Genomic DNA, 25820 nt, shown 5'->3' with positions numbered 1-25820 from the left:
GGGTCGGTGCGGGCGTGATGGCCGGGTTGCACGGGTTGCCAGTGTCACTGCCAAAATAACGCGCCGCGAACACCCAGAGGAACTCGCGTACCGTTGCTACCTTTCGGTCCTGGCGGGGTTCCGCAAGTATCTGCCGTTCGCGGCACTATTCCATTATACTTCAAAATGGCGATTTTGCAACTCTTGCATCTACTAATGAGCATGGTATTATTCCTCTCAATATGTAGGTGGAGGAGGTACCATGAGCAGCGAAACCACAACGCAGACTCCGAAGCGCTATGCACGTATTGCCCCTTTGTACAAGGCTATGATTTGGACATCGTTTATTATGAACGCAGTCTTGTTGGCGGTGTTGGGGGTTGTGATCGGGATTCTGGTCATGAACCAACGTCAAGTTGCGCAATTGGCCGATAGTTTGCCAGCCTTTGCCGCCAACAATTTAGCCGAGCTACAAGATGTTGTTAATCATCTTGAAACAGCAACAATCGTGTATACAGTGCCGCTCAGCACCCGTCTCCCGATCGAACTAGATGTCCCGATCAATCGCGCAACCATCATGACCGAGCGGAATGTGGTCACTCTCACCGAACCGGTTTCGCTGCAAGCACCGGCCCAAATTACGTTTCCCGGTGGTGGTGGTAATCTCAATGCCAGTGTAGCGATTGTCTTACCGGCAGGCCTTGAATTGCCGGTTGATTTGAACATGAATGTGAAGCTGGTGACATCGATCCCGGTCGAACTCGATGTACCGGTCAATATTCCCTTGGTCGAGACCGAGCTAGGCCCTCAGTTCACTCGTTTGAGTGCGATTGTTGATCGGCTGGTTGCACCGGTTGCACCATTATTACCGATGCCGGAAACCCCACCAGATAGTAGCAAACCGCAGTAAGTACCTATGGTGTGCAGCAGCCTGGCGGACACCTAATCATTATCACTCGGATCGAGGCTTATCGTTCGCGCAATTGTTCAGGGCCGAATCCGTAGGGGAGCAACTCAGCGGGTGTGGTAAACCGCCGATCACTGCCATCGGCATTAAGCAGTACGACCTGAGCGTGTGGCGCTAACTCAAAGATTACCTGTCGGCAAGCGCCGCACGGACTGGCGACGGTAGTTGTTGGCGTTACTACTGCCAGTGCCGTCACCGGTCCGGCGGCGGCCATATGGGCGCAAAAGAGTGCCACCCGTTCGGCGCAGATCGTGAGCGGGTACGAGGCATTTTCGATATTTGCCCCGCTAAAGATATGTCCATTTGCGGTAAGGACGGCAGCGCCCACGGCAAACTGTGAATATGGTGCATACGCACGGCGTTGGGCAGCTAAAGCTGCCGCAATGAGCCGTTCAAGGTCCACTGGATCCATGCACTTCTTGCGAGAGCGGCAACAGCGGTTTTTCTGCCTCAGCCGGTGCTGCCGCTTGGTTCTGGGCCGGCTGTTGGCGAATGACACGTAAGCGTTCAGCGCGAATGCCTTTGATCGACAATACCGTGATGGTAACATCACCACACGTTACTTCATCCCCCACCCGCGGAATACGACCTAGTTGCTCGTAAACGAGGCCGCCGATCCGATCGGCAGTAGTAGCCGGGAATTCGACCTCAAGCAACTCGGCGATGTCATCAATCGGGACGCGCGCATCGACAATGAACTCGTGCGGCCCTACCTCGACAATCGCCGGTTCTTCTGTATCATATTCGTCGTGAATTTCACCGACAATCTGCTCGAGCAAATCTTCTAAAGTAACAATACCAGCAGTTCCTCCGTATTCATCAACAACAATCGCCATGTGAACGCGCCGGCGTTGAAGATCCTCAAGCAGTGTAGTGACCTTCATCGTCATCGGGACGAAGTAGGCCGGACGGAGCAGATCGCGCAGCGGCGTATCACGCCGACCATCGCGCAACACGGGGATCAGGTCTTTGGCGTACAGAATACCGACCACATTATCAATAGTCTCTTCATAGACCGGAATTCGTGAATGACCGCGTGTAATCGCCACATCGAGTGCTCGATCGAGCGAACTATTGACTTCGAGCGCGACAACATCGACCCGCGGGATCATAATCTCGCGCACCAGGGTATCGCCAAAGTCCATCACCCCCTCGATCATTTCGCGCTCTTCATGTTCGATCCAGCCAGCCTCTTCACCGGCACTCATCATCAAACGCAGCTCTTCTTCGGTTACGAGCGGCGCCGGTGGCGCCGGTTGACCACTCACGAGGGTAAAGATCGGTCGGGTGATAACATTGATGATAGCCATTAACGGCCACAAAATCGTTGTGACTGCAACCAGTGGGCGGGCCAGTACGAGAATGGTCGTATCCGGGTTGCGACGAGCGAGCGCTTTTGCGATAACCTCACTCAGGAGCAGGATGGTAAACAAGAGAATTGCCATGCCACCGATGACGATGGTCAAACCATACGGCATCGTGAGGTGAATGGTCAGCGCTGTAACCGTAATCGTCAGTGCCGTATTGAGAAAGATGATGGCTGACTTGATTCGGTATGGCTCATCGAGAAAATGGGCAGTGAAACGTTGGCTGCCAAGACCGGCCGAAGCAAGCAGGGCGTGCAGACGAGGACGGCTAACCATCATCATGACCGTATCGGCAGCCGAGGTAATACCGAGCATAGTAAGACAGAGGCCGATGCCGATGATTATCGAACTAGGGCCGGGGTCCTCCAAATCGATCCTCCTCCTTTCTGGGAGACAGCATTACGCGCAATATACTTACACGCGCCTGTATACCACGTAGGTTCAGGCGCGGTAAGCCATGTCATCAGGAAAAGAGCGCGCTGAGCGAGAGATCCTTGTGGATGCGCATAATAGCTTCAGCGAATAGCGGTGCGACGCTAATAGTGCGCACGCGAGCCGCAGCAGCTTCAGGTGGTTGTGGAATGGTATTGGTGACAATCGTCTCGATCAGGTCAGATTGAGCGATCAGTTTCAGCGCATCATCGGCAAAGATACCGTGGGTTGCACAAGCATAGACCGCACGCGCCCCACGCGCCAAAAGCGTTTGGGCTGCTTCAATCAGGGTACCGCCGGTCGAGATCATATCATCGACGATAATTGCCGTTTTATCTTCGACTTCACCAACCATCTCAATGACTTCAGCCGTGTCCGGCTCTGGGCGCTGCTTAGCGATAATCGCGAGGCCGGCCCCGATCCGTTCGCGGAAGCGGTTGGCCCTACCCACCCCACCGGTATCCGGCGAGACAACCACCGGGTTTGGTAAGTTGAGGTCGCGAATATAGTCGGCCAATAATGGGGAGGCTTGTAAGTGGTCGACCGGAATATCGAAAAAGCCCTCAATTGCCGGTGCGTGCAGATCCATCGTCAAGACGCGGTCGGCGCCGGCGGTGCGAATAAGGTTCGCCACCAGCTTTGCCGTAATTGGCTCGCGGCCCGACGTCTTCTTCTCTTGCTTGGCGTAGCCGTAGTAGGGAATAACTGCCGTTACCCGAGCGGCTGATGCTCGGCGGAAAGCGTCGATCATGATCAGCAGTTCCATAAGATGGTGATCGACGGGGGTGCAGGTTGGCTGGATCACAAATACATCACAGCCGCGCACGTTATCGTGGATCTTGACCCGTGTCTCGCCATTTTTGAAGGTACCGACGAGCGCCCGCCCAAGATTGATGCGCAGGTTGCGGGCAATCTCTTGGGCTAACGCCGGATTGGCGTTGCCGGTAAAAATCAGCAGACGACCGTCCATGATGTCATCAATTCTTTCCTGAGATAGAAACGCGCAGCGAGCATACTCACTGCGCACCTCATCACTTGGCCGAGCTAGAAACTCTAACCACTGTTCCTGATAGCCAGTTGTGTGTGTTCAGTCGTTTCATTGCCCGCAGCACGGTAAAAATGAGTTGGCTGCCGGGCCAGGACTCGAACCTGGACAAACGGATCCAAAGTCCGCTGTGCTGCCATTACACAACCCGGCATTCCGTCAGCTATTATACCACAAGCTGAGCCGTGTGTTGTCAACCCTCCGATGGATTGTTCCGAGACAGGGGTGGTTATCGAGGACGGCAGTACCACCCAGACCGGCCCTGGAGATATGTTACACTAGAGACAATATAACCCAAAACAAGGAGTGATGCATGACCGATACGCAGAAGATAATCTTTTCGATGTATCGGGTGGGCAAAGTCGTACCGCCCAACCGTGAGATACTCAAAGACATCAGTCTCTCGTTCTTTTATGGCGCAAAGATCGGTGTGATTGGGGCCAATGGTTCCGGCAAAAGTTCGCTGTTGCGGATTATGGCCGGGATTGACCAGGATTACATCGGTGAGATTACCCGTGCTCCCGGCTACACGGTGGGTCTGCTCGAACAGGAGCCGTATCTCGATACCACCAAGACGGTACGCGAGGTGGTTGAAGAGGGTATGGCCGAGGTGGTCGCGCTGCTGCGTCGCTACGATGAGATTACCGAGCAATTTAACCATCCTGACGCCGACTACGATGCGTTAATCGCCGAGCAAGCCGAGTTGCAAGAAAAAATTGATCACGTCGATGGTTGGAATCTCGACAGTCGGCTCGAGTTGGCGATGGATGCGTTGCGCTGTCCTCCAGGCGATACACCGGTAGCGGTGTTGTCGGGTGGTGAGCGGCGGCGGGTGGCGCTGTGCCGCTTGCTGCTGCAACAACCGGATATTCTGTTGCTCGATGAGCCGACCAACCACCTTGACGCCGAATCGGTGGCATGGCTGGAACGCCACTTGCAAGAGTATAAGGGAACGGTGATTGCGGTCACTCACGATCGGCATTTTCTGAACAACGTTGCCGGCTGGATTCTCGAACTCGAACGTGGGCACGGTATTCCGTGGCGTGGCAACTATTCAAGCTGGCTCGAACAGAAGCAGCAGCGATTGGCTGCAACCGAGAAAGCCGAGTCCCAGCGCCAGAAGGCGTTACAGCGTGAGTTGGAATGGATCAATATGACGCCGAAAGGCCGTCATGCGAAGTCGAAAGCGCGCATTGCTGCCTACGAACGGCTGCTCGGCGAAAATCAAGATCAGCGTGACCGCGAGTTGGAGATCTACATCCCGCCCGGTCCGCGGCTTGGTGATCTGGTGATTCGGGCGACGAATATCAGTAAAGCTTACGGTGATAAGCTGCTTTACGAAAATCTTAGCTTTGATGTCCCGCCCGGGGCGATTGTCGGTATCGTTGGTCCGAATGGCGCCGGGAAGACGACCCTGTTTCGGATGATTGTTGGCCAAGAGCAGCCTGATACCGGGACGCTCGAAATCGGTGCCTCGGTGAAGCTTGGCTACGTTGATCAGAGCCGTGAGGTGCTCGACCCGAAGCAGACGGTGTGGGAAGCGATTTCAGAAGGGAACGACCAAATTATCCTCGGTGGGCGGCAGGTGAATTCTCGCGCCTATTGCGCGCGCTTTAACTTTAGTGGCAGCGATCAGCAGAAGTTGGTTGGTAGTCTGTCTGGTGGTGAGCGTAATCGGGTACATCTCGCGCGCATTCTGAAGTCGGGAGCGAATGTGCTGTTGCTCGACGAGCCGACCAACGATCTCGATGTGCATACCCTGCGTGCATTGGAGGAAGGTCTCGAAAACTTTGCCGGTTGTGCGCTGATCATCTCGCACGACCGCTGGTTCCTCGACCGCGTGGCAACTCATATCCTCGCCTTTGAGGGTGATAGCCAAGTTGTTTGGTTCCCCGGTACCTATTCGGAATACGTCGCCGATTACCGCCGTCGTAAAGGTGCTGTGGCCGATCATCCGCACCGGATTGTGTATCGTAAGTTGACACGGTAGTTACAACCGGTTCACAAGTCACGTTCGATAAAAACCATCCCATCGGGATGGTTTGTTGCTTTATATGGTGCCGCTTGTGTCTGTTGTGAGCAGTATCGAGTGTGCAAATTGTCGCCGAATGCTGCACTTGAGACGGGACGATATATTGCTTAGGTGTGATAATTTTGGAATAACTGAGATTTCAAAAGTTTTTAGTTGTATAATTTAGATATTATTTTGTTTCTCTTCCTGATTGAAGTTCTTGACATGATAAATGTGCTATGATATTTTATTCTTAAACAAACTATTCATAGCCCTTTTTATTAATCATAAATTGAAAATTTAATACAATAAAATTTTTTATGAAAAATCAATCCTTCTTCCTCAAAGAATATATTGTAATATTTCAATGTATAAACGTCTGTTATCGTTAATACTCATCCTTGTTCCCAATAATCTGAACCCATCAACCTCCCAACGGGCTTATGGTAGGTACGTCGTCAATCGGTAAAGAGGAGAGCAGGAGGATTGTCAATGAAGACAATGAAAGCAGCGGTAGTCCATGATTTCAGTCGACCGTTAATGATCGAAGAAGTGCCTAAGCCAGAGCCGGGATTCGGTGAGATTGTCGTCAAGATCGAGGCCTCAGGTCTTTGCCATACCGATATTCACGCAGCGCACGGCGATTGGCCGGTAAAACCAAAGTTACCGTTCATTCCCGGCCATGAAGGGGTCGGGATTGTGGAGAGTGTTGGCCCAGGCGTGACGAATGTTAAGGAAGGTGATCGGGTTGCGATTCCGTGGCTTGGATACGCCTGCGGTGGTTGCAAGTATTGTGCATCCGGTTGGGAAACGCTCTGTGAAAGTCAACTCAATACCGGTTACTTCCTCGACGGTGCCTATGCGCAGTACGCCAAGGCCCATGCGAAGTACGTCGGTATTGTGCCACCGGGTGTGTCACCGCTCGATGCGGCCCCACTGACATGCGCCGGTGTTACAACCTACAAGGCGGTTAAAGTATCGGGCGCGCGTCCATCTGAGCTGGTAGCCATTTTTGGGGTTGGCGGGTTGGGCCATCTGGCGTTGCAGTATGCGAAGATTGCCGGTGCAACGGTAGCCGCCATCGATTTGCTTGATGAGCGGTTGCAGACTGCACGAGAACTCGGTGCCGATATTACGATGAACGCCCAAACACAAGACCCGGTCGAAGAACTGAAGAAGTGGGGTGGGGTAGATGCAGCGATCTGCGTTGCTGTTTCACTCAAGGCGTTTGAACAAGCGTATCAATCGCTCGCTCGCGGTGGTCGGATCGTGTTCGTTGCCCTGCCGGCCGATAATTATATGCAGTTACCCATTTTCGAGACCGTCCTCAAGGGTATTCACGTGATTGGCTCGGTTGTAGGTACCCGCGCTGATTTAGCCGAGACGTTTGCCCTCCATGCCGCTGGGAAGACCCGTGTGCTCTACGAGACGCGCAAGCTTGAGCAAGTGAATGAAGCGTTTGCCGATGTCGAGCACGGACGAAACAAGGCGCCGCGGATTGTCTTCTCCGAGTTTTAGCCTGACGAAGACGCGAGAGGTGTGATCCATCGCTCGCGTCTTCCACTACTTTGTGGTTTCAGTATCACCTGACGGCTCCTCACCACATCTGTAACCCCACGCTCGCGCCCTTCTCCCTTGCAGCATCCTTGACGCTCAAACTGCTGTTAGGCTACAATAGCAGCCTGACCATCGCATCTGCAAAGGAGCAGCATTATGACCATTCACACCGAAAAGGCGCACATGCCTGCCGATTATATGCCCGAATCGGTTCCCGGTCCGCTTGCCCAAGCGCTCATAGCGCGTGACAATGAAGTCATTGCCCCGCTCGGTCGGGTGTACCCACTCGTGATCGACCATGCCCAAGGATGCGAAGTTTGGGATGTCGATGGGAATCGCTTTCTCGATATGAATGCAGGCATTGCAGTACTGGCAGCCGGTCACTGTCATCCACGTTTGATTAAGGTAGCCAACGATCAATTGCAGCGATTTACCCATATGGCGGGTACCGACTTCTACAACGAGCCGATGGTGCGGGCAGCCGAGAAGCTCGTGTCCTTGATGCCCGGTGGAAAAGGCTGGCAAGTCTTTTTTACTAACAGTGGAACCGAGGCAGTTGAGGCAAGTATCAAATTGGCTCGTTATGTAACCGGGCGGCAGAATATCATCGCGTTTTACGGTGCGTTTCACGGACGGAGCTACGGTAGTCTCTCGCTGACCGCCTCGAAGCCTCGCCAGCGTCGTGGCTTTTTTCCATTGCTACCCGGTGTGAGCCATACCTTCTACCCGAATTGTTACCGTTGTCCGATCAATCGCCAATTTCCGTCGTGTGAAATCGCCTGTCTTGATGTGATTGAGAACGTATTGTTCAAAACCACCACCCCCCCGGAAGAGGTAGCTGCTATTATTATCGAACCGATTCAAGGCGAAGGGGGCTATGTTGTGCCACCGCCCGGTGCATTATCTCGGTTACGCGCCATCTGCGACCGCTACGGTATCTTGCTCATCGTTGATGAGGTGCAGAGTGGGGTAGGACGTACCGGGAAGATGTGGGCGTTCGAGCATGAGGGGATTGTACCGGATATTGTCGCCTCGGCTAAGGGGTTGGGCGGTGGATTGCCGCTCGGCGCGATGATTGCCCGCACCGAGCTGGCTCGCCAGTGGCAGCTCGGTTCGCACGGCAATACCTACGGTGGCAATGGCCTGACGTGTGCGGTGGCGTATGAATTGCTCTGCATGGTTGAAGAGGAATTGATGGCCAATGCTGCCGATGTCGGTGCGTATTTGCTCACGCAACTGCAAACGTTGCAGCAGCGCTTTCCGCAGATCGGTACGGCGCGCGGACGTGGATTGATGATCGGGGTGGAGTTTGTGAATGCACAGGGTGAACCCGATGGCGCATTAGCCGATGCCGTGATGGTTGAGAGTTTTCGCAAGGGCTTGCTGGTGTTGACGTGTGGTGCCTCGACGATTCGGTTCTGCCCACCGCTTATTCTTACCAAGGCACAAGCTGATGAAGCAGTCGCGCGCTTTGCCCTCGCTATCGAGGCGTGCGTCGCCTAAGGCCCACGTTATCCAGCGATTGATTACTCACGCCGGAGGCACAATATGCACTCCGGCGGTATACTATATACGAGGAAATAGTAAGGGGTGCAGAAGGCGAGGCGTTTAAGGTTTTCTATCGCGCTTCACTGTCTTAGCTCAATGTCACCCCGACTGTATTGATGACGATAGCATGACCTTTCCTGACGTATCAAAAGAACCGGTCCTGTTTGGCCGCTATCGTGTTCACATAATGCTTGGCGAATCACGCCTTGCTACGGTGTACAAAGCAACCGATCTGCGTTTGCAACGGCCGGTCTTGATCCATTTGCTGCGCAAAGAGCTGTGCATGCATCCGCATAAACGAGCGCAATTCCTTACCGAAGCGAAACAAAGTGCGCATCGCTCGCATCCGGTGTTCCTCGAAGTGTTTGACATCGGTGAACGTAATGACCGCCCTTTTCTAATCACCGAAGCGGTTGATGGGCGCCCACTCTTGGGTGTTGGCGCTTTAAGCGTTGAACAAGCGCTGGCAATTGTTCGCCAAGTGGTAGAAGCGGTCGCCTTGTGCCAAAGCCACCGTTCACCGGAGTTGCCCCTCGGCTTGTTTCACCCGCCAATCAGCAGTGCCAATCTCCTCCTGGTCGGCGACGGTCAGGTCAAATTAGTTGATGGCTGGTGTTTTGAGCCCAACCTCATCGCTGCCGATCTTGCTCACTACCGGGCACCCGAACTGAGTAAAGGCCAAGCACCGCAGTTGTCGAGTGTCGTTTATGCTTTAGGTATTCTGCTGTTCGAACTAATCACCGGCCAACGTCCTATCCACGGTGACGATGCTCAATCAACGGCACTGGCTCATTTAACCCAAACGGTACCTTCGCTGGCGCGGGTACGCCCAACGATGTATATACCCTCCCTTGACCGCTTGATTGCCCGCGCAACGGCGCATGATCCGGTTCATCGCTTTGCCGATGCCCAATCGTTCGTGACGGCGATCAACGATCTGTGGCGCGAACTCACCGTGTCAACGCGGCGGCTGAACGTCGAACCGGTGCGCACGAGCGGCCGGCCAGCGGTTGGTGGATCGACGCATCATCAAACGCCATCAGATGCCAAATCGGTACAGGTCGCACCGGTTGTGCGTTCACCCATGCCGACCAGCTCGCTCCGTAACCGCGTGAGTCAAGTGTTCACCGGCTCGTTCGATATTGATAGTCTGCGTCGACAACACTGGAGTCGAACGGTTGGTGGCATTCTCGTCATGATCATGCTGTTGCTCGGCGTTGCGGCCCTCTCATTTTGGGGCGTAACCTGGATCGTTCGGCAGTTGGGCTTCGGAACAGCATCGCAGTTGCCCGATGCACCCTCGTGGTCGTTGCCCGATTTCAATTGGCCGGGGAGAGCACCACCTGAACTGTATGTGGTCAATATCGCCGAAGGACTCAATCTGCGCTCGGAGCCGAGTGCGCGTTCGGACACGATTATGACCGTCGTTCCCAACGGCGTCGTAGTACGTAAGCTGGAAGGGCCGGTCATCGCCGATAATATTCCATGGCTCAAGGTGCGGGTTGAGTTAAACGGCCAGAGCATAGAGGGGTGGATGTCACTGAACTATTTGCGTCCACAACCGTAGGAGTGAGATGGTGACACACGAATCGAACGCGCGTGAATTACTCGGCGAGCGGGTTCGCATTAGGCCATGGCGACGCGCCGATACGCTGATCCAAGAGCGCTGGCCACGTTACAGCGAACCATTCAGCTCACTGTGGAATATTCCTCGTCCGTATCAACCCGGTCATGACGATCAGGATTGGACGGGGGCAACAGAAGCGTGGGCTATCGAACTGCGGTCGGGGTCTCTGATAGGTCGTATCTCGTTGCGAGAAATCGATCGACGCCGTCAATCGGCCCGGCTCGGCATATCACTGGCGCAGCCTTACGTCGGGCAGGGGTTAGGTGGTGAGTCGCTCCGTCTTTTCCTTGCCTACTATTTCGGTGCGCTTGGCTACCAACGCATGGTGCTCGATGTAGCTGCGTTTAATCGGCGGGCTGTGCGTTGCTATCAGCGGTTAGGCTTTGTTAGTGTTGGGAGTGAATGGCGTCAGGTTGGTAACGAGCCGGTCCTCCGGTTATTGGATGATGAACAATACCAGCATTTACGTTCATACTTTCGACGTAATCAGTTTAGTGCGCACGTTGAGTTCTACGAGATGGAATTGACCCGCGAGGCTTGGTTGGCAGCCGGTGGCGGGCTAATCGAATGAGGAATGATCATGTCACTTATCGCCGGAAATCTTGCGATTGTTCAGCGTTTACTGGATGGCGATCAGATGGTATGGGCTGTGATTGGTGGGGCAGCGGCTCATCTCTACGGCGATCGTCGCCCACTCAACGATATTGATGTACTGGTCCAGCGCGGATCATTGTCGCGGGTTGTAACCCTGTTGCAACATTCACACAAAGCTGTTCAATCCGACGGATCACGGGTGATCTGGCGCGGGATCAAGCTGTTTGAAGACCTGACCGTGCGCAGTGGAGGGTTGAGTCACCCGTTCTGGCTCGATGAACCGATGCAGTGCCATCGTCGTCGGATGCCGTTGCTTGGAGCACAGGTGTTTGTTGCTGCACCAGAAGATATTGTCGCGCACAAACTCCTCTTGCAGCGCGGCCCTGAGCAGGGGAAGCATGATGTCGCCGATGTTGCCGGCATTCTCCGTCGTCACCAGCTCGATCTCACCTATCTGACCACACGCCTGCAACTGATGCAGGCGTTAGAGATCGTCCGACCGCGCTTACACCAGCTTGGTGTGGACTTACCCTGATCCCACCAACTCGTTAGTCACCATAAAAGAAAGGGTACGATTGCGGGTCGTGCTCTGAACACGTGATCGGCAACGCTATGATGCAACCTGGCCTTGCGACCGACATTTGGCGCAACGGCCAAATAATTGCAGTAAATGCCCCTCGACGCTAAACCCGGTCTGTTCTGCAACGTTTGCGATCATCTGCTCGATGTCACACCCTTCAAAGCTGGTCACAGCGCCGCACTGGGTACAGACGAGGTGATGAAGGTGACCGGGCTGACAAGGGATGTAACCCTCTTCGCCAACCGAACCGTGAATACGGGCTAACCAGCCACTTGCGTGCAATTGGTCAATAGTACGGTAGACGGTTGCCCGACCTGGAGCATCGCTATGCATACAGAGGTCGGCATAGAGTTGCTCAGCGCTGAAGGGCGCTTGGTACGAGACGATAGTCTCAATGACCCGCAGGCGAGGGCCGGTAATGCGCAGGCCACTGCGTTGCCATGCTGCGCGTACACCGTTGAGCCATGCTTGCGTATCGAGTGGTGGTTGTAACAACGACGAGGTATTAGTCGCCATACTCTACGTTCCACTGTAATCAACATGCGAGGGTAGGCAGGCAAGCTGCTGCTATCCCTCGCACGTCACGGTTGTCATCTTTGGCGATTGGTACTAGCGTGTATGCGCAGGTGCAATCGGCAAGAGCGCCAAATGGCGGGCACGTTTGATAGCGACGGCCAACCGGCGCTGCATCTTCGCCGACACACCGGTTCGGCGACGCGGCAGGATCTTGCCTTGCGCTGTCAAGTATTTTTGTAGGCGCTTCACGTCTTTGTAGTCAGGTACAATCCCGAGCTTGGTAAACTCACACTCGCGGCGGCGTGAACGCGGCCGCCCCATACCTCGCGAACGGCTCATTGATGGTTTTTCTCCTTGTCCAAAGCAATATTAGACCGGTTATCTATGTTTAAACCGCCTTTTAGTATACCACAACTCAGGCGGATGCAGTGTTGTTCACCGGTTATGCCTGGGCGAGATCTGGTCGGCGCGTATGCCAATCGGTCACACGCTGATACGCATCACCGACACGCAGCAACGTTGCTTCATCAAATGGGCGACCAATCAGTTGGAGACCAACCGGTAAACCGTCACTGAAGCCACACGGTACCACCAGCGCGGGAACTCCGGCCAGATTGATCGGTAGGGTGCATACATCACTCAGATACATCGCCAGTGGATCGTTGATCTTTTGGCCGATGGGGAAGGCGACGGTCGGTGAAGTTGGTGTAGCAAGGAGATCGACCCCATTGAAGACCTGGTCGAAGTCGCGCTTGATTAACGTGCGCACCTGCTGCGCACGCCGATAATACGCATCGTAGTACCCAGCCGAGAGGGCATACGTTCCTAACATAATCCGGCGCCGTACCTCCGGCCCAAATCCTTGACCGCGCGTCTGCTCGATCTGTTCCCACATCGTTTCACCTTCGGCGCGGAAGCCGTAGCGCACACCGTCGAAACGAGCTAAATTTGCACTAGCCTCGGCGGGCGCAATGATGTAGTATGTAGGCAAAGCATATTTGGTGTGTGGCAGTGAGACTTCTACCAGCGTCGCACCTTGCTCACGCAGCACCTCAATCGCGGTGCGGGTTGCAGCTTCTACACCCGGTTCCATCCCTTCCACGAAGTACTCCCGGGGAATACCAATTCGTAACCCGCGCATATCACCTGTAAGGGCCGCTGTGTAGTCGGGGGTGGGAATGGGAGCACTCGTACTATCACGCGGATCGTGCCCGGCAATTACGTTCATGATCAAAGCTAGATCGGCGACCGTCCATGCCATTGGCCCGATCTGATCGAGCGAGGAGCCGTAGGCAATCAGGCCATAGCGGCTAACCCGTCCGTAGGTCGGTTTGAGACCGCTAATGCCGCAGAGTGCAGCCGGCTGGCGGATCGAGCCTCCGGTATCGGTGCCAAGCGTAGCCGGTACTTGACCGGCGGCAACAGCCGCAGCACTACCACCACTACTACCTCCCGGTACGCGGCTGGTGTCCCACGGGTTCGTGGTGATCTGGTAGGCGCTGTTCTCGGTGCTCGAACCCATCGCAAACTCGTCGCAGTTGAGTTTGCCGATCAAGACGGCGCCGGCAGCCAGTAAACGCTCGATGACGGTGGCGTTGTAGGGTGGGCGGAAGCCGGCTAATATCCGGGAGCCGGCAGTCGTCGGTACGCCGTTGGTGCAAATCACATCCTTGATGCCGATGGGAATGCCATCTAGTGGGCTTAGCGCTTGTCCGCGTCGGCGACGCTCGTCGGCAGCCTGTGCGGCGGCCAATGCGGCTTCAGGTGTGAGATGTAGGAAGGCGCGAATCTGCGGTTCGGTGGCGTTGATTCGTGCCAGACATGCTTCGGTAAGTTCAACGGCGGTGAGTTCGCCGGCAGCAAGTGCTGTGTGGGCGGCGCTAACGGTAAGATACTGTAATTCGGTCATATCGCCTCCAGCGGAGTTTTGGCGCATGGTCGCTTTATTGTACCAGACTTCGATACAGCAGATGGTGCGTCGGTTCACCATCTTGATCTGCATTGCGTTGCTTGCCGGAAGTTTACCGGCGCCACGTGCTGCGGCCACGAGCGAGCCACCACCAACACCGGCTCCTCTGCTCTGCACCACTGCATTGGCCGATCCATTGATCAGCCTTGCACTGTCGGTTTCGCCATGGCAGGCGATACGCCGCGAAATAACTTTTACCGATGCTGCCGCCCGCGTCTTTTCGGCGCCGCGCGCGATCTATCTGACCGAAGATGATGATGGCGATAGCGATGGTCCGGTTGATGTCGATGCGTTTCGCCAACAGTTCACCGTTCCGCCTCTGACCGAGCAAATCATCGGTTCAATCCGCTACCGGATTGTTCCCGGTGCGTTAGGTCCGAACGATACGGTGATCCTCGCGCTGAATGTACCTGACGATCCTTCACCGACCGGACGTGTGTTTGCCGTCAATATTCCGCTGAGTGGACATGCCGATGGAAATTGGCGCGCATTTACGTGGGCGGCGACCGATATAGCACGCCTTGCTGAACTCGGTGCGGCACAACTGGTGATTACAATGCGCGGCGTGAATGATGGTGTTGGGATCAGCATCTCGTTTGATGATATTGATGCCCAAGTTTGTACGCGCACGTTGGCGACCATTGGCGGTCGGGTGACGCAACGGAATAGTCCTGAATCCGATCTACGTGATGCACAGATCGTATTGGTGCGGTCTGATAGTGCTGGGCAGCGTGTTGTCGCCACTACGCAAGTTGCGTTAGCTGAAGATGGCTATCGTTATCAGATGAGTGTGTCGCCACTTCTAGATGGTGCCGTGTATCAGGTTTGGTTTGTGAATCAGCCGCTCGCTGCTCGTCGTGATCCTAACCGCCTTGGGGTGTTGGCCGGGCCGGTGATTACTTCATTGGCACCTGGACAAGAGCAGACCGATCTCGATCTCGAGCTGAGCACGGTGCGTTTGCTCGATCCACCGCCACAGGCGCGCCGTATCTTGCGCGATGACTTGCCGGTACGATTCCAAATCGAACTGCGCGGGATTGAAGGTGAGACGTACCAAATCTGCTTGTACGATCCGGAGCTGATCGTTCCTGATATTAATTTGCCACCGCAGGTGTGTAGCCCACCGCTTTCCGCCGATGCTCCGTTTTTCGATCTACTTCCGGTAGATTTTGCCACCATGCGTTTGCGCTACAATCATCCATACCGTTGGTATGCCATCGTACACGATAATCGCGGTACCGATACGCTGCCGGCGTATGGGTATAGTTTTGCCGAGCATACGATAACTTTCATCCAAACAACGTCGTTCCCGGTGCAGCCATCCGATGATGAGGGCGTACCGGTTGGTGCCGAGCGGGCCGATTGGACGGTGCTGATCTATGTGGCAGCCGATAACGCCCTTGGCGATCAGGCTCGGATGAGCGCAGTTGCTCAGCCTGCATTTGAGCTTGAGCGGTTGGCAAAATTAGCTGCCCAGTACCCGACTATTTCGCTCGTAACGTTCTACGATGGATATGGCAACACCGGTGGTCGAATCTGTGGAATTCGGGCCGACCGCGTTGATTGTCGGCGTCAGCCCGAACCGAACAGCGCCGATCCCGCTACCTTGCGCACGTTTGTTGAGTATGGACTGCGTGAATTTCCGGCCAATCGGACAATGTTGGTGCTGGTGGGACCGGCCCATCTGGCCTTGGGGTTTGGGAACGATGAGTCGAGCATCAATAATCCGGCAATGTCGATTGCCGATCTGGGTGAAGCACTAGCCGCAGCCACGACCAATGTCGGTAAGCGGATCGATCTGGTGTTGATGCAGGCGCCACTTATGGCGAACCTGAATACCGCATTGGCGTTGGCTCCCGCTGCCAATTATCTGGTGGCGCCACCCGGTCAGCTTTGGCGCACTGCGTGGCTGCAGCGGGTGTTGCCCCGATTAGTTGCGAGTGGTGGGACAAATCCACGCAGCGTAGCCGTCGATAGCCTCGAATATTATGCTACCGCTGTGCGGGCCGATGGAGTGCGACGTGGATACGCGCTGGCGGCGTTTGATCTGGCGCGGGCCGAAGCGGTCTATACTGCGCGCAACGCTTTGGCTGCAGAGTTGGCACGTGTCTTGGACGAACGGCGGACGGTCATACAACCATTACTAACTACTGTCCGTTCAGCGAGTACCATCTATGACTCTTCAGGGAATGGTTTGGCCGATGCGTTGCGCGATCAGAGCGGAGCCGTTGTGCCTGCGCCTGATGATGCCCTCATCGATCTCGGTGATTTCACGGCAGAGCTTGCTGCTTCACCGGCGTTGCAGGCCAGCGATCTGGCTGCATTGCGCTCTGCTACCACGACACTTGCCAATACGCTTGGCGGCTCGAACCCCTTGGTCATCGCTGTACGTCGATTACCTGATGGCGCAGTCGGTAACCCAACCTTGCCACCGGGGGCGGGACTCGCCGAGTTCTTTCCCCACCGTTCACTCTTCGGTGCCCAACCGTTGTTGATAGAAATGTTGATCTATCGTGGGCAAACCGATAATTGGAGTGCATTTATCCGTCGGTATCTGGCCGGTGATCGTCCGGTTGGTGTTGGAGGGGTAACGGCTAGTTTGTCCGGCGGAACCGCTCTCCCGTTAATTGTCGGTCTACCGATTGCTTATGAAAACTATCTGCCAGTTGTGAGTAGGTAAGGGGTTGAGCAAGACACCAGTCTTGCCAAAAGTGTTTTTTGATGAGAAGCTGCTAGGTGTCACCAGCAAGGCATGACACCGATGGAAGTGTGCAGAGCGCTTGATTCCGGCTGTGCGAACCGATGACAATCGTCGTGGAACCGGTAATACGCGGCAGTCAGCGTCCTAACGTGATGGTGCTCAAACAGCAGTTGAAAGGTTTCGCGCACGGCGGATTGGCCGGTTTGTAGCAATCTAGATTGATGTGTTCGACCATGTGTAGTACCAAGCGCACACAGGATGGCGTCGTGGGCGTGGGTTTAGGCATAAAGGCCGTGGTGACACTTTCCAGAAAAATCCGAGAACCCAAACCTCTTCAGATTCGTAGTCGGTGGTCGAGGTGCCAGGTCATCGCAACAAAAGTGGTAATTGGAATCGAAGCCAACACGCCGATTCCAAAAATCGCGAGAAAAACGCAACTGCAGTGGCGTGACTTCGTGCCCGCATTGCAACTATGCGCGCAGATTCCACCCACAAGCTCACGATCTGTCTCTGTTGCCAAAACTAGCGGAGCAATCATCTCGATGCCCCGCTCTGCCAAACGCCTGCCCAACCGGTCACGGTCATCAGCACGGTCTCCCAGCAACCTTCGCGGCAGGTCTGAGGCACACGATGCCTCCAGCGTCGTTTCGACCAAGGTCACTTCATGCGGGCGAGCACGGGTGATGGATACGGAGAGAGGACGACCGGCGCCGTCTGCCATTGCTATGCGCTTCGCACCGTTGCCCCGCGTGGTCGTTTCTACCCCGAGGCCCCCTTTTTTGTCACCACAAAGGTGCCATCGATGCACCATTCTTCGCGGTCCAGTCCCCCTCGCTCTTTCAGGTCCTTGACCGGCGCTCACAGGATCTCCTCCATGACCCCCATCTATCTGTACCCACCGCTGGAAACGCCAGTGGTAGGTCTGGGATGGTGGATATCGCGCGGGCACATCCTTCCAGGGTGCATCGCTCGGCAGTATCCCAAGGATACCATTACGCACGTCCCGAGGCGAGCGCCGTGGTTGGCCACGCCTGGGCTTTGGGATTCGTTCCTCCTCAGGAGTCAGCGGCTCGATGATGGCCCATTGTTCATCGGTCAGATCCATCGTGCTCACCCCCCATCGTAAGGATCAGCACTATTATCTCACAGCAACCAATGTATGAGATAGCTTCTAAGCAGTGTTGATCGAAGATTTGCCCGTGAAGGGGAGGTTGGCAAACAACAAACGTGCTCGCTCCCTCAGCAAACGTGGGTTTTGAGGTATTTCGCGCTCAGATCGAATGCAAGACGAAACGTTACGGCACACGGCTCGTGCGCCGACCACTAAGTGCCTCGCCTTATGTTCGGTCTGTGGCACAAAAAACGAGGCGCTGCGGTTGACTGACCGGGATGAACGTGTTCGCATTGTGGAGCACACGATGACCAGGACCTGAACGTAGCGCAAAATCTGAAACGGCTGGCAATCACAACTGCCCTACCCGTGGCGAATCTGTCCGGCAATGGTACTACGGTGGAGGGGGTCTCTACCGTAGTCGGGAACGTCGCGTCTGTCAGATACGATTATCGGAATACGCAGTCGGCGCACGTTCTGAAGAGTAGATATTCCACCCCTTACCCGCTGGCCTCGACTTCGGTCGCAAATTGCTGTCGATAGAGATCGTAGTACGCCCCACGACGCGCGATCAGTTCGTGATGAGTACCGCGTTCGACAATCTGGCCGTTTTGAATCATCAGAACGAGATCGGCGTTACGAATGGTACTAAGCCGGTGCGCAATCACAAAACTGGTACGTCCGCTGAGCATCTGATCAAAAGCCCGCTGAATAATGCGCTCGGTGCGAGTATCAACACTGCTGGTTGCCTCATCGAGGATCAGGATGCGCGGGTTCGCCAGTGCAGCCCGGGCAATGGCGATCAACTGGCGCTGCCCTTGGCTGAGACCCGTCCCACGTTCGCCGAGGATGGTCTGATAACCTTCGGGCAAGCGCTCGATAAACTCATGCGCGCCGACAAGCTTGGCCGCCGCGATGACCTCTTCATCACTCGCTTCAAGCCGGCCATAGCGAATGTTGTTCATCACCGTATCGGCAAACAGGAACGTGTCTTGCAACACAATTCCGATCTGTGCGCGTAAACTTGCCGCCGTCACTTCACGTACATCGTAACCGTCAATTGTTACGCAACCGGCACTTACATCGTAGAAGCGCGGGATCAGATTAACCAACGTAGTCTTACCGGCGCCGGTTGGCCCAACGATGGCAACGGTTTGGCCCGGCTCGGTGACAAAGGTAATGTCACGCAGAACCGGCTCACCCGGTTTGTATTCGGCCCACACGTGATTGAACACGACGCGGCCTTTGATCGGCGGCAACGGACGTGCGTTTCGTGCATCGACGAGATCCGGTTGGACATCGAGCAGCCCAAAAATCCGCTCGCCGCCGGCAATTGCGTTCTGAACGTTTGTCCATAGCGTAGCGATTTGCTGGATCGGTTGGTTGAACCGTTGCACGTACTGAATGAACGCAAAGACGGTACCGAGCGAGATGACTGTAGTCCCGAAGAGCGGCGCGTTGCGGAGCGCACTGAGCGAACCGGTCACCACTACAATCGCGATTGCGACATAACCGAGTGCTTCCAACACCGGGTTCAGGGCACTGGTAAAGCTGGCAGCGCGAATACTGGCATCACGGTTTGCCGCATTCACTCGTTCAAATTGAGCAATACTCTCGGCTTCACGGTTGAACGCCTGGACTTCACGAGCACCGGCAATACTCTCTTGCAAACCGGCATTGACATTCCCCAATTGCTGGCGGCTGAGGCGAAACGCGCGCCGTGCTTGGGTTGAGAAGTAAAAGGTGGCGAGGATCATCAACGGCACCACGCTTAGGCTGATCAGGGCATAGGGTAAATTGCTCTGCACCATTGCGTTGATTGTCAAGCCGATCTGCAAGATGCCGTTAACAACGCTCAAGAGAGCAAAACTAAGCGCCTGCTGGATGGTGTCGGTGTCGTTCGTAATTCGACTCATCACATTACCGGCCTCATTGCGGGCAAAATAGCCGAGCGAAAGGCGGTGGATGTGGGCGAAGACATCTTCACGGAGTTGACGTAAGGCGTGCTGACCAACCCAGTTCATACTGAAGAAGGCAAGCCCTTGGAATAACGCCCCACCGATGAAGACTGCCAACAACCAGCCGACCAGCCCACTTACGCCACTTAACCGATCGGCCACTGTGGCTGCCGGATCGACGGTCGCGTACCAACAAGCATCCGCTTTCGGGAACAGGTAGCAGTCAACGGCCTGCCCGATCAGTTCGGGCGCCGTAACTTGAAGTTGGGCACTTGCCGTGATCAAGATGAATGTCAAGGCGACGGCGAACCAGTAAGGCCTAAAATAGGGCCAGAAGCGGGCAACGGTCGCCCAGACATTCTTCGGCTTTTGGACTTCGGTATTGAGCATGCGGCCAGGGCCGCCTAGTCCTCCCATCATAGTGTAGACGCTCCTTCGCCCGCATGCCCGTTTGACGACGGCAGCGGTGCATCTTCGACCAACTGTGAAGCGTAGATTTCGGCATAGATCGGACTCGTTTCCAGCAGCTCGGCGTGTGTGCCGCTCGCGACGAGCCGACCTTTATCGAGCACGAGGATGAGATCGGCATTCCGTACCGTACTGATCCGTTGGGCAATGACAAAGCTGGTGCGTCCCCGCATCAACCGGTCAAGTGCGCGCTGGATCAGAGCCTCGGTAGCAACATCAACGCTACTCGTGCTATCGTCGAGAATGAGCAGGCGTGGGTTGAGCAGGAGCGCACGGGCGATGGCGATGCGTTGTTTTTGTCCGCCAGAGAGGGTTGCACCACGTTCACCGACTCGGGTGTTGTAGCCATCGGGAAAACTCATAATAAAGTCGTGGGCGGCCGCTGCCTTTGCCGCTGCGATCACCGCTTCATCACTCGCGTCGGGGCGGCCAAACGCAATATTCTCGCGGATCGTCCCACTAAAAAGGTTTGTCTCTTGCAACACAATCCCGATCTGGCTCCGCAAGCTATCAATTGTCACATCGCGCACATCATAACCATCGATCAACACCGCTCCTTCACTCACGTCGTAAAAGCGCGGGATCAGATTAATGATCGAGGTCTTACCACTGCCGGTTGCGCCGAGCAGCGCCACCGTCTGCCCCGGTTCAACAACAAAACTAACATCTTGTAACACCGGTGCGCTACTGTTGAAATAGCGGAACGTGACATGACGGAACTCGACGCGACCTTTGAGTGGTGGCAGCGGAATAGCGTTGGGTCGCTCCACAATCTCACTTTGCGCATCAAGCACCTCAAAAATGCGACTAGCCGATGCACCGGCTTGGGCGAGCAGCGCAATAATAAAACCGAGTTGACCGAGCGGGAAGAATACATACACAAGGTAGAGGCTGAATTTCTGGTATTCACCCAAAGCCAACGTACCATTGAGGATCTGCTGACCGCCAAAATAGAGAATTGCTACTTGGCCGAGTTGAGCGATCAGAAAAACTACCGGAAACAGAAACGCAAAGATGCGATTAACCTTGATCTGTTGCTCCATCAGCGCTGTCGCTGCCCGGTCGAACCGCTGCTCTTCGTAAGATTCACGGGTAAATGCTTTAACAACCTTAATTCCGGCAATATTCTCTTGCAAAATAGTATTGAGTCGTGATAATCGATTCTGCACTTCGGCGAAGAGTGGCTGGCTGATCCGACCAAAGATGAAGAAAACCGCCAGTGCAATTGGCAACAGCGGCACGATTACCAGTGTTAATTGCCAGTTAGTGAAAGCTAAGACGATTAATGCCCCGGTGAGTAACAAAAAAGACTGTGCCGTCAACACCAACCCCTGTGCGACGAATGTGCGCACGCGCTCGACATCATCGGTGGCGCGCACCATCAACTGCCCGGTTTGGTTGCGGTCGTAAAAGCTGAACGACATCCGCTGGATTTTGCTAAAAATAGCGTTACGGAGATCAAACGCCAATCCGTGTGATGTACGTTCGGCCATAAACGTCTGCAAAAATGAGAAGATGCCACGCATTACGGCGAACGCTAGAATGAGCAACGCAGCGTTAATGACAATACCTTCGGCATTGGCAGCATCAAGTTGAAGCTGCTCAATGGTGACGCCCAACCGAGCGGCTGCGGCAGCTTGGAATGCTGCCGGTACTTCAGTCAGGATGCGTGTTGCCACGACACTGCGGGTCACGGCATCGATCATGTTCTGCACCAGTTGCGGCACCGCCAACTGGGCTAGCGTCGCAATGACCAGCGCTCCGTAAGCAATGGTAACCGTGCGTCGTTGTCGGCCAAGATAGCGAATGGCTCGGATCAGTGCGCCCGGTGTTGGTCGCTGCGTTGATGATTGAGCGAAACGGTTAGCTTGCATAACAAAGGCTTCCTAGCGTGTGACGAATCTGACGACATCACGTCCGCATCGCGCGTTCAAGTAAATCGAGAAACAACCGCTGTTCCGTGTGCGTTAAGCCGCTTAGTAATCGTACCATCCGATCTAATCGCTCGGCCTCTAGATCATGGTGCAGTTTGCGACCGGCTTCACTGAGTGAGAGTAGCACCACACGACTATCGTCGGGATGGGGACGGCGTTCGATAAGGCCATTTTGCACGAGCCGCCGGGTTAGTGCCGTGAGGGAGGGAGGTGTAATATTCAATGCATCGGCCAACTCTCGCATCGATAAGCTGCGGTCGGGGGCGAGGAGACTGAGCAAGCGCAGGTGCGACATCGACAATCCCCACTCATTGAGCTGTTGCATAAGGGGACTGCGCGGTTGGTTCGCACGCATACAGTCAAGAAGTTGAATCATGCGTTGGGCATTGATAAGGGTAGTCTGGTCCATGACCGCTCAATTGTTTAGTTAGACAAACTAAATAAAGGGTACTACGATATGATTGACTTGTCAAATGCGTATTCCGTCCTGGGTTCCGCGCGCATGGCACTGCTCCTATCGTTCTGCTTGGTATACCGCCGGCCGTGATCGGCACACCTTCATAAACGTTTTGTAGTCTTGCCTACGTCAACTGTCATCTTTTATCCACACGATGATCCTATACTACTAACAGCCGGAGTATTCACGATTGTCAACGGATACCGGTATGTCGCTTGAACTCATGTCTTTCTCGCCATCCACAATGTTACCGGCTAAGGATGCTCGGCTCCGGTTCGTGAGTGATGTGCCATTGATTCTGTATCCGCCCCTCGCCATCCTCAACGAGGAACTGACGCCGGTCGAGCGTTTGTTCGTCCGTAATCGTCAGCCACACATTCCGCATCTTGCCGACAGTTGGGAATTGACGATTGACGGGCTGGTGCGGTATCCGTTGACCATCACCCTATCCGATCTACAGCGTACACCGGTTGGCAGTTTGATCGCGGCTCTCATCGGTCAATCCCGCGAGCATGCAGACTACGCAAACATTGCCAACGCCGAATGGATCGGCACACCGCTGGCGCTCTTGCTGGAGGCAGCCGGGGTAAAGGCCCAAGCCAGCTTCGCCGTTTGTCGAAGTGCCGGTGAGCAACCGCTCGTCTGTTATGTTACCCTCAGCAAACTCTGGCAAGACGGGATGTTGGCGTATGCGGTGAACGGCCAGCCCTTACCGGCGGTGCATGGTGGGCCGGTGCGGCTGGTAGTACCGGGTTGGTATGGGTTTTATTGGATCAAGTGGCTTACTCACATCACCCTGATTTCAGCCGATAAAGCGCCACCGGAGGCTCATTGCTCCGGCGAGCTGGCAATCGACTGTCGCTTGTTCACCGACGATCATTCGTCACTTTACGGTATGGCATGGTCAGGGGGGCATGGAGTAGCGCGGGTGATGCTCTCGGTCGATGGCGGCCCGTGGGTCGATGCTGAACTCGACGATGATCTCGGCCCACGGGCATGGCGCCGCTTTTGGTATCGCTGTCTACCGGTCGGCAGCCGCCGGTTAGCCGTACAGATCAGCGATAATCGTGGTCGCAGCACCATCCGCAGGTGGGATCTGCTGAACGATGTGGCGCTACGCGCGAAGTTTCTCCCGTAGGTATCCTTCTAATTCACTCATCGGTACTCGTTCCTGCGCCATCGTATCGCGATCGCGCACCGTTACCGTTCCTGCCAACGATGGGTCTTTGCCCTGACCAATCGTATCGAAGTCAACCGTAATGCAGAAGGGGGTTCCGATCTCATCTTGACGACGGTAGAGCTTGCCAATCGCGCCGGTATCGTCATAAACGGTGCGCATCTCGCCACCGACCTGCAACCGGCGCCGCACCGCTTTGGCCGTAGTGACAAGCTGTTCGTGGTTGCGTTTGAGAGGGAAGACGGCGGCCTTAATCGGAGCAAGGCGCGGTTTGAGGCGTAACACCGTCCGGTAATGTTCATCGATGAGCGGTTGTACTTGCCCACGCAGCTTCTTCCCGACCTCGATCTGATCGGCGCCGGGCATCGCCAACAACTGCTCAACTTCAGGTAACCGTTCGGTGAGCGCCTGTTGTAACGCTTCGCCACGAGCAAGGATGGCATCGCGGGCTTCACCACCGATCTTCTCACTACGCCCAACCGACTTGAGGAACGTCTGTAAGGCATCACCGGCAGCAGCCAACTTCTCGGTCGGGATCGGCTTGGTCAATTCTTCCGCATACCCTTCGCACATGACCGCCAGCATACAACGTCCCACCCCGGCTGATGGCTCGATCACATACGGTACCACATGGCGACCGCTCGCCTGATCGAAATAGGTAAGGCGGGCGAGGCTATCTTCATTGCGGTTCACCCGGGCGGTTAGATTGAGTTGATCTTGATCTTTGCTGTGTGAACCGAGATCGTAATCGGTACGGTTAGCGATGCCCTCGATCTCTTGCACGCCGATGTTGGGGTAATCGTACATAAGGTCAAACGTGCGTTTTGAGTAGTGGGCAAGCTCATCGGGTGGCACGTCGTAGATAGTAATCCGGCTCCGCGGAATACCGATCTGCTCCCACCACGCCAATCGGGCCTCAAGCCACCGCTGATGCCACTCTTCATCGGTACCCGGCATGACAAAATACTCAATCTCCATCTGCTCGAATTCACGCACCCGGAAGATAAAATTGCGTGGGGTAATCTCGTTGCGAAACGCCTTGCCGACTTGGGCAATCCCAAACGGCAATTTTCGGGCAGTAGTGGTAAGAACATTAGCAAAATTGACAAAAATGCCTTGTGCCGTTTCGGGGCGCAAGTAGGCAAACGAGCTACTATCAGCCACCGGCCCGATCTGGATACGGAACATCATATTAAACGGGCGCGGCTCGGTGAGGTCACGCGAACCGCAATTAGGGCACACACCGTGAATATGGTCGGCGCGCCAGCGCATCTTGCAGGTGCGGCAATCGACCAAGGGATCGTTGAAGGTCTCTTCGTGACCGGAATACTTCCAGACTAGCCGGTTCATCAAGATTGCCGCATCGAGACCCTCCATATCATCACGTTCATACACATTCGTCCGCCACCAATCGGCAATGATGTTATTCTTCAATTCGACGCCGAGGGGGCCGTAGTCATACACGCCCTGTAAACCGCCATAGATCTCGCTGCTGGGAAAGATAAAGCCGCGACGCTTTGCCAGCGCCACGATCTGGTCAAGAGCGGTAGCCGGCACGATCTTCCTCCTTTGCTCCAACAAAAAAACCGGGCGACATATCGCCCGGGGACGCATCACAACCTGACGCGCGGTTCCACCCCGGTTAGCGGCATGAGCCGCTCACCTCAACCACACACCGGCTCCCCGGCGCCGTTCCGCCGTTCCGAGTCGCCGGGCTTACACCATTCCCGGCTCGCTGGGTACTCCTTCCGGCGTACTCCTCCGGTTCATCGCCGTCGTGGTCCGAGTATAGCACAGAGGTGAGCGACCTGCAACTCCTTTG

The 25820-nt window shown here is 55.2% G+C and carries 20 protein-coding genes, 1 tRNA gene and 1 other RNA gene; 9 read left to right on the top strand and 13 right to left on the bottom strand.

The window, feature by feature from the left end; all coding sequences use genetic code 11:
• Nucleotides 1–51: 51 nt before the first annotated feature.
• Nucleotides 52–150: signal recognition particle sRNA small type (gene ffs / locus ACP5OT_RS12450), an RNA gene on the bottom strand.
• 91 nt (nt 151–241) lie between these two features.
• On the opposite strand from ffs, the gene ACP5OT_RS12445 reads away from it, so the two are divergent.
• A complete protein-coding gene (locus tag ACP5OT_RS12445) occupies nt 242–889 on the top strand; it encodes a hypothetical protein (RefSeq protein ID WP_424677049.1) in 648 nt (215 codons plus the stop codon).
• Between the two features lie 58 nt (nt 890–947).
• Here ACP5OT_RS12445 and cdd read toward each other — a convergent pair whose 3' ends face one another.
• From cdd to ACP5OT_RS12425, 4 genes are all read right to left on the bottom strand, one after another.
• A complete protein-coding gene (gene cdd / locus ACP5OT_RS12440; RefSeq protein ID WP_428111752.1) occupies nt 948–1358 on the bottom strand; it encodes a cytidine deaminase in 411 nt (136 codons plus the stop codon).
• Nucleotides 1339–2682 carry a hemolysin family protein gene (locus ACP5OT_RS12435; RefSeq protein ID WP_424677051.1) on the bottom strand — a complete coding sequence of 448 codons (1344 nt, stop codon included), beginning with the start codon at nt 2680–2682 and terminating at the stop codon, nt 1339–1341. The genes cdd and ACP5OT_RS12435 overlap by 20 nt, the downstream gene beginning before the upstream one ends.
• 94 nt (nt 2683–2776) lie before the next feature.
• The gene (locus tag ACP5OT_RS12430; protein WP_424677052.1) at nt 2777–3715 is read right to left on the bottom strand and encodes a ribose-phosphate diphosphokinase; all 939 of its coding nucleotides are present in this window, start codon (nt 3713–3715) and stop codon (nt 2777–2779) included.
• Between the two features lie 155 nt (nt 3716–3870).
• Nucleotides 3871–3944, bottom strand: a tRNA-Gln gene (locus ACP5OT_RS12425).
• A gap of 159 nt (nt 3945–4103) precedes the next feature.
• Between ACP5OT_RS12425 and ettA the strand changes: the two genes are divergently transcribed.
• The 6 genes from ettA to ACP5OT_RS12395 all read left to right on the top strand — a co-directional run bounded on the left by ettA (nt 4104) and on the right by ACP5OT_RS12395 (nt 11662).
• Nucleotides 4104–5780, top strand: a complete 1677-nt coding sequence (gene ettA / locus ACP5OT_RS12420; protein ID WP_424677053.1) for an energy-dependent translational throttle protein EttA — start codon at nt 4104–4106, stop codon at nt 5778–5780.
• A 513-nt stretch (nt 5781–6293) separates the two neighbouring features.
• Complete coding sequence (locus ACP5OT_RS12415) at nt 6294–7319, top strand: zinc-dependent alcohol dehydrogenase (RefSeq protein ID WP_428111755.1); 1026 nt, start codon at nt 6294–6296, stop codon at nt 7317–7319.
• A gap of 195 nt (nt 7320–7514) precedes the next feature.
• Nucleotides 7515–8861: an acetyl ornithine aminotransferase family protein gene (locus tag ACP5OT_RS12410; protein WP_424677055.1), complete on the top strand. Its 1347-nt coding sequence runs from the start codon at nt 7515–7517 to the stop codon at nt 8859–8861.
• Between the two features lie 232 nt (nt 8862–9093).
• Nucleotides 9094–10473, top strand: a complete 1380-nt coding sequence (locus ACP5OT_RS12405) for a serine/threonine protein kinase (protein WP_428132287.1) — start codon at nt 9094–9096, stop codon at nt 10471–10473.
• A gap of 7 nt (nt 10474–10480) precedes the next feature.
• Complete coding sequence (locus ACP5OT_RS12400; protein WP_424677057.1) at nt 10481–11104, top strand: GNAT family N-acetyltransferase; 624 nt, start codon at nt 10481–10483, stop codon at nt 11102–11104.
• 9 nt (nt 11105–11113) lie between these two features.
• The gene (locus ACP5OT_RS12395) at nt 11114–11662 is read left to right on the top strand and encodes a hypothetical protein (protein ID WP_424677058.1); all 549 of its coding nucleotides are present in this window, start codon (nt 11114–11116) and stop codon (nt 11660–11662) included.
• Between the two features lie 75 nt (nt 11663–11737).
• Here ACP5OT_RS12395 and ACP5OT_RS12390 read toward each other — a convergent pair whose 3' ends face one another.
• From ACP5OT_RS12390 to gatA, 3 genes are all read right to left on the bottom strand, one after another.
• Nucleotides 11738–12223 carry a Fur family transcriptional regulator gene (locus ACP5OT_RS12390; protein ID WP_424677059.1) on the bottom strand — a complete coding sequence of 162 codons (486 nt, stop codon included), beginning with the start codon at nt 12221–12223 and terminating at the stop codon, nt 11738–11740.
• A gap of 93 nt (nt 12224–12316) precedes the next feature.
• Entirely contained in the window at nt 12317–12562 is a 246-nt protein-coding gene (rpsR, locus tag ACP5OT_RS12385) for a 30S ribosomal protein S18 (RefSeq protein WP_015940224.1), read from the bottom strand.
• Nucleotides 12563–12665: 103 nt separating this feature from the next.
• The gene (gene gatA, locus ACP5OT_RS12380; protein ID WP_428132284.1) at nt 12666–14132 is read right to left on the bottom strand and encodes an Asp-tRNA(Asn)/Glu-tRNA(Gln) amidotransferase subunit GatA; all 1467 of its coding nucleotides are present in this window, start codon (nt 14130–14132) and stop codon (nt 12666–12668) included.
• 25 nt (nt 14133–14157) lie between these two features.
• Between gatA and ACP5OT_RS12375 the strand changes: the two genes are divergently transcribed.
• On the top strand, nt 14158–16872 hold the full coding sequence (locus ACP5OT_RS12375; RefSeq protein ID WP_428111762.1) for a clostripain-related cysteine peptidase: 2715 nt from the start codon (nt 14158–14160) through the stop codon (nt 16870–16872).
• Nucleotides 16873–17227: 355 nt separating this feature from the next.
• On the opposite strand, the gene ACP5OT_RS12370 is transcribed toward ACP5OT_RS12375, so the two are convergent.
• The 4 genes from ACP5OT_RS12370 to ACP5OT_RS12355 all read right to left on the bottom strand — a co-directional run bounded on the left by ACP5OT_RS12370 (nt 17228) and on the right by ACP5OT_RS12355 (nt 22689).
• Nucleotides 17228–17998, bottom strand: coding sequence for a transposase (locus tag ACP5OT_RS12370; protein WP_428132282.1), 771 nt, complete (start codon nt 17996–17998; stop codon nt 17228–17230).
• Nucleotides 17999–18504: 506 nt separating this feature from the next.
• Nucleotides 18505–20382 carry an ABC transporter ATP-binding protein gene (locus ACP5OT_RS12365; protein WP_428111766.1) on the bottom strand — a complete coding sequence of 626 codons (1878 nt, stop codon included), beginning with the start codon at nt 20380–20382 and terminating at the stop codon, nt 18505–18507.
• The gene (locus ACP5OT_RS12360) at nt 20379–22304 is read right to left on the bottom strand and encodes an ABC transporter ATP-binding protein (RefSeq protein WP_428132280.1); all 1926 of its coding nucleotides are present in this window, start codon (nt 22302–22304) and stop codon (nt 20379–20381) included. The genes ACP5OT_RS12365 and ACP5OT_RS12360 overlap by 4 nt, the downstream gene beginning before the upstream one ends.
• A 37-nt stretch (nt 22305–22341) precedes the next feature.
• On the bottom strand, nt 22342–22689 hold the full coding sequence (locus ACP5OT_RS12355) for a MarR family winged helix-turn-helix transcriptional regulator (protein WP_424676446.1): 348 nt from the start codon (nt 22687–22689) through the stop codon (nt 22342–22344).
• A gap of 340 nt (nt 22690–23029) precedes the next feature.
• Here ACP5OT_RS12355 and ACP5OT_RS12350 point away from each other — a divergent pair, with 340 nt between their 5' ends.
• On the top strand, nt 23030–23959 hold the full coding sequence (locus ACP5OT_RS12350; protein WP_424676447.1) for a molybdopterin-dependent oxidoreductase: 930 nt from the start codon (nt 23030–23032) through the stop codon (nt 23957–23959).
• Here ACP5OT_RS12350 and ACP5OT_RS12345 read toward each other — a convergent pair.
• Nucleotides 23936–25555 (bottom strand): glycine--tRNA ligase, encoded by a 1620-nt coding sequence (locus tag ACP5OT_RS12345; RefSeq protein WP_428132277.1) that lies wholly within the window; start codon nt 25553–25555, stop codon nt 23936–23938. The genes ACP5OT_RS12350 and ACP5OT_RS12345 overlap by 24 nt on opposite strands.
• Nucleotides 25556–25820: the final 265 nt, after the last annotated feature.

The sequence above is a fragment of the Chloroflexus sp. genome (genome assembly GCF_049970315.1).
Classification (GTDB): Bacteria; Chloroflexota; Chloroflexia; order Chloroflexales; family Chloroflexaceae; genus Chloroflexus.
The sequence above is the reverse complement of the archived record's forward strand: the minus strand, read 5'-3'. Positions and strand labels throughout refer to the sequence as shown.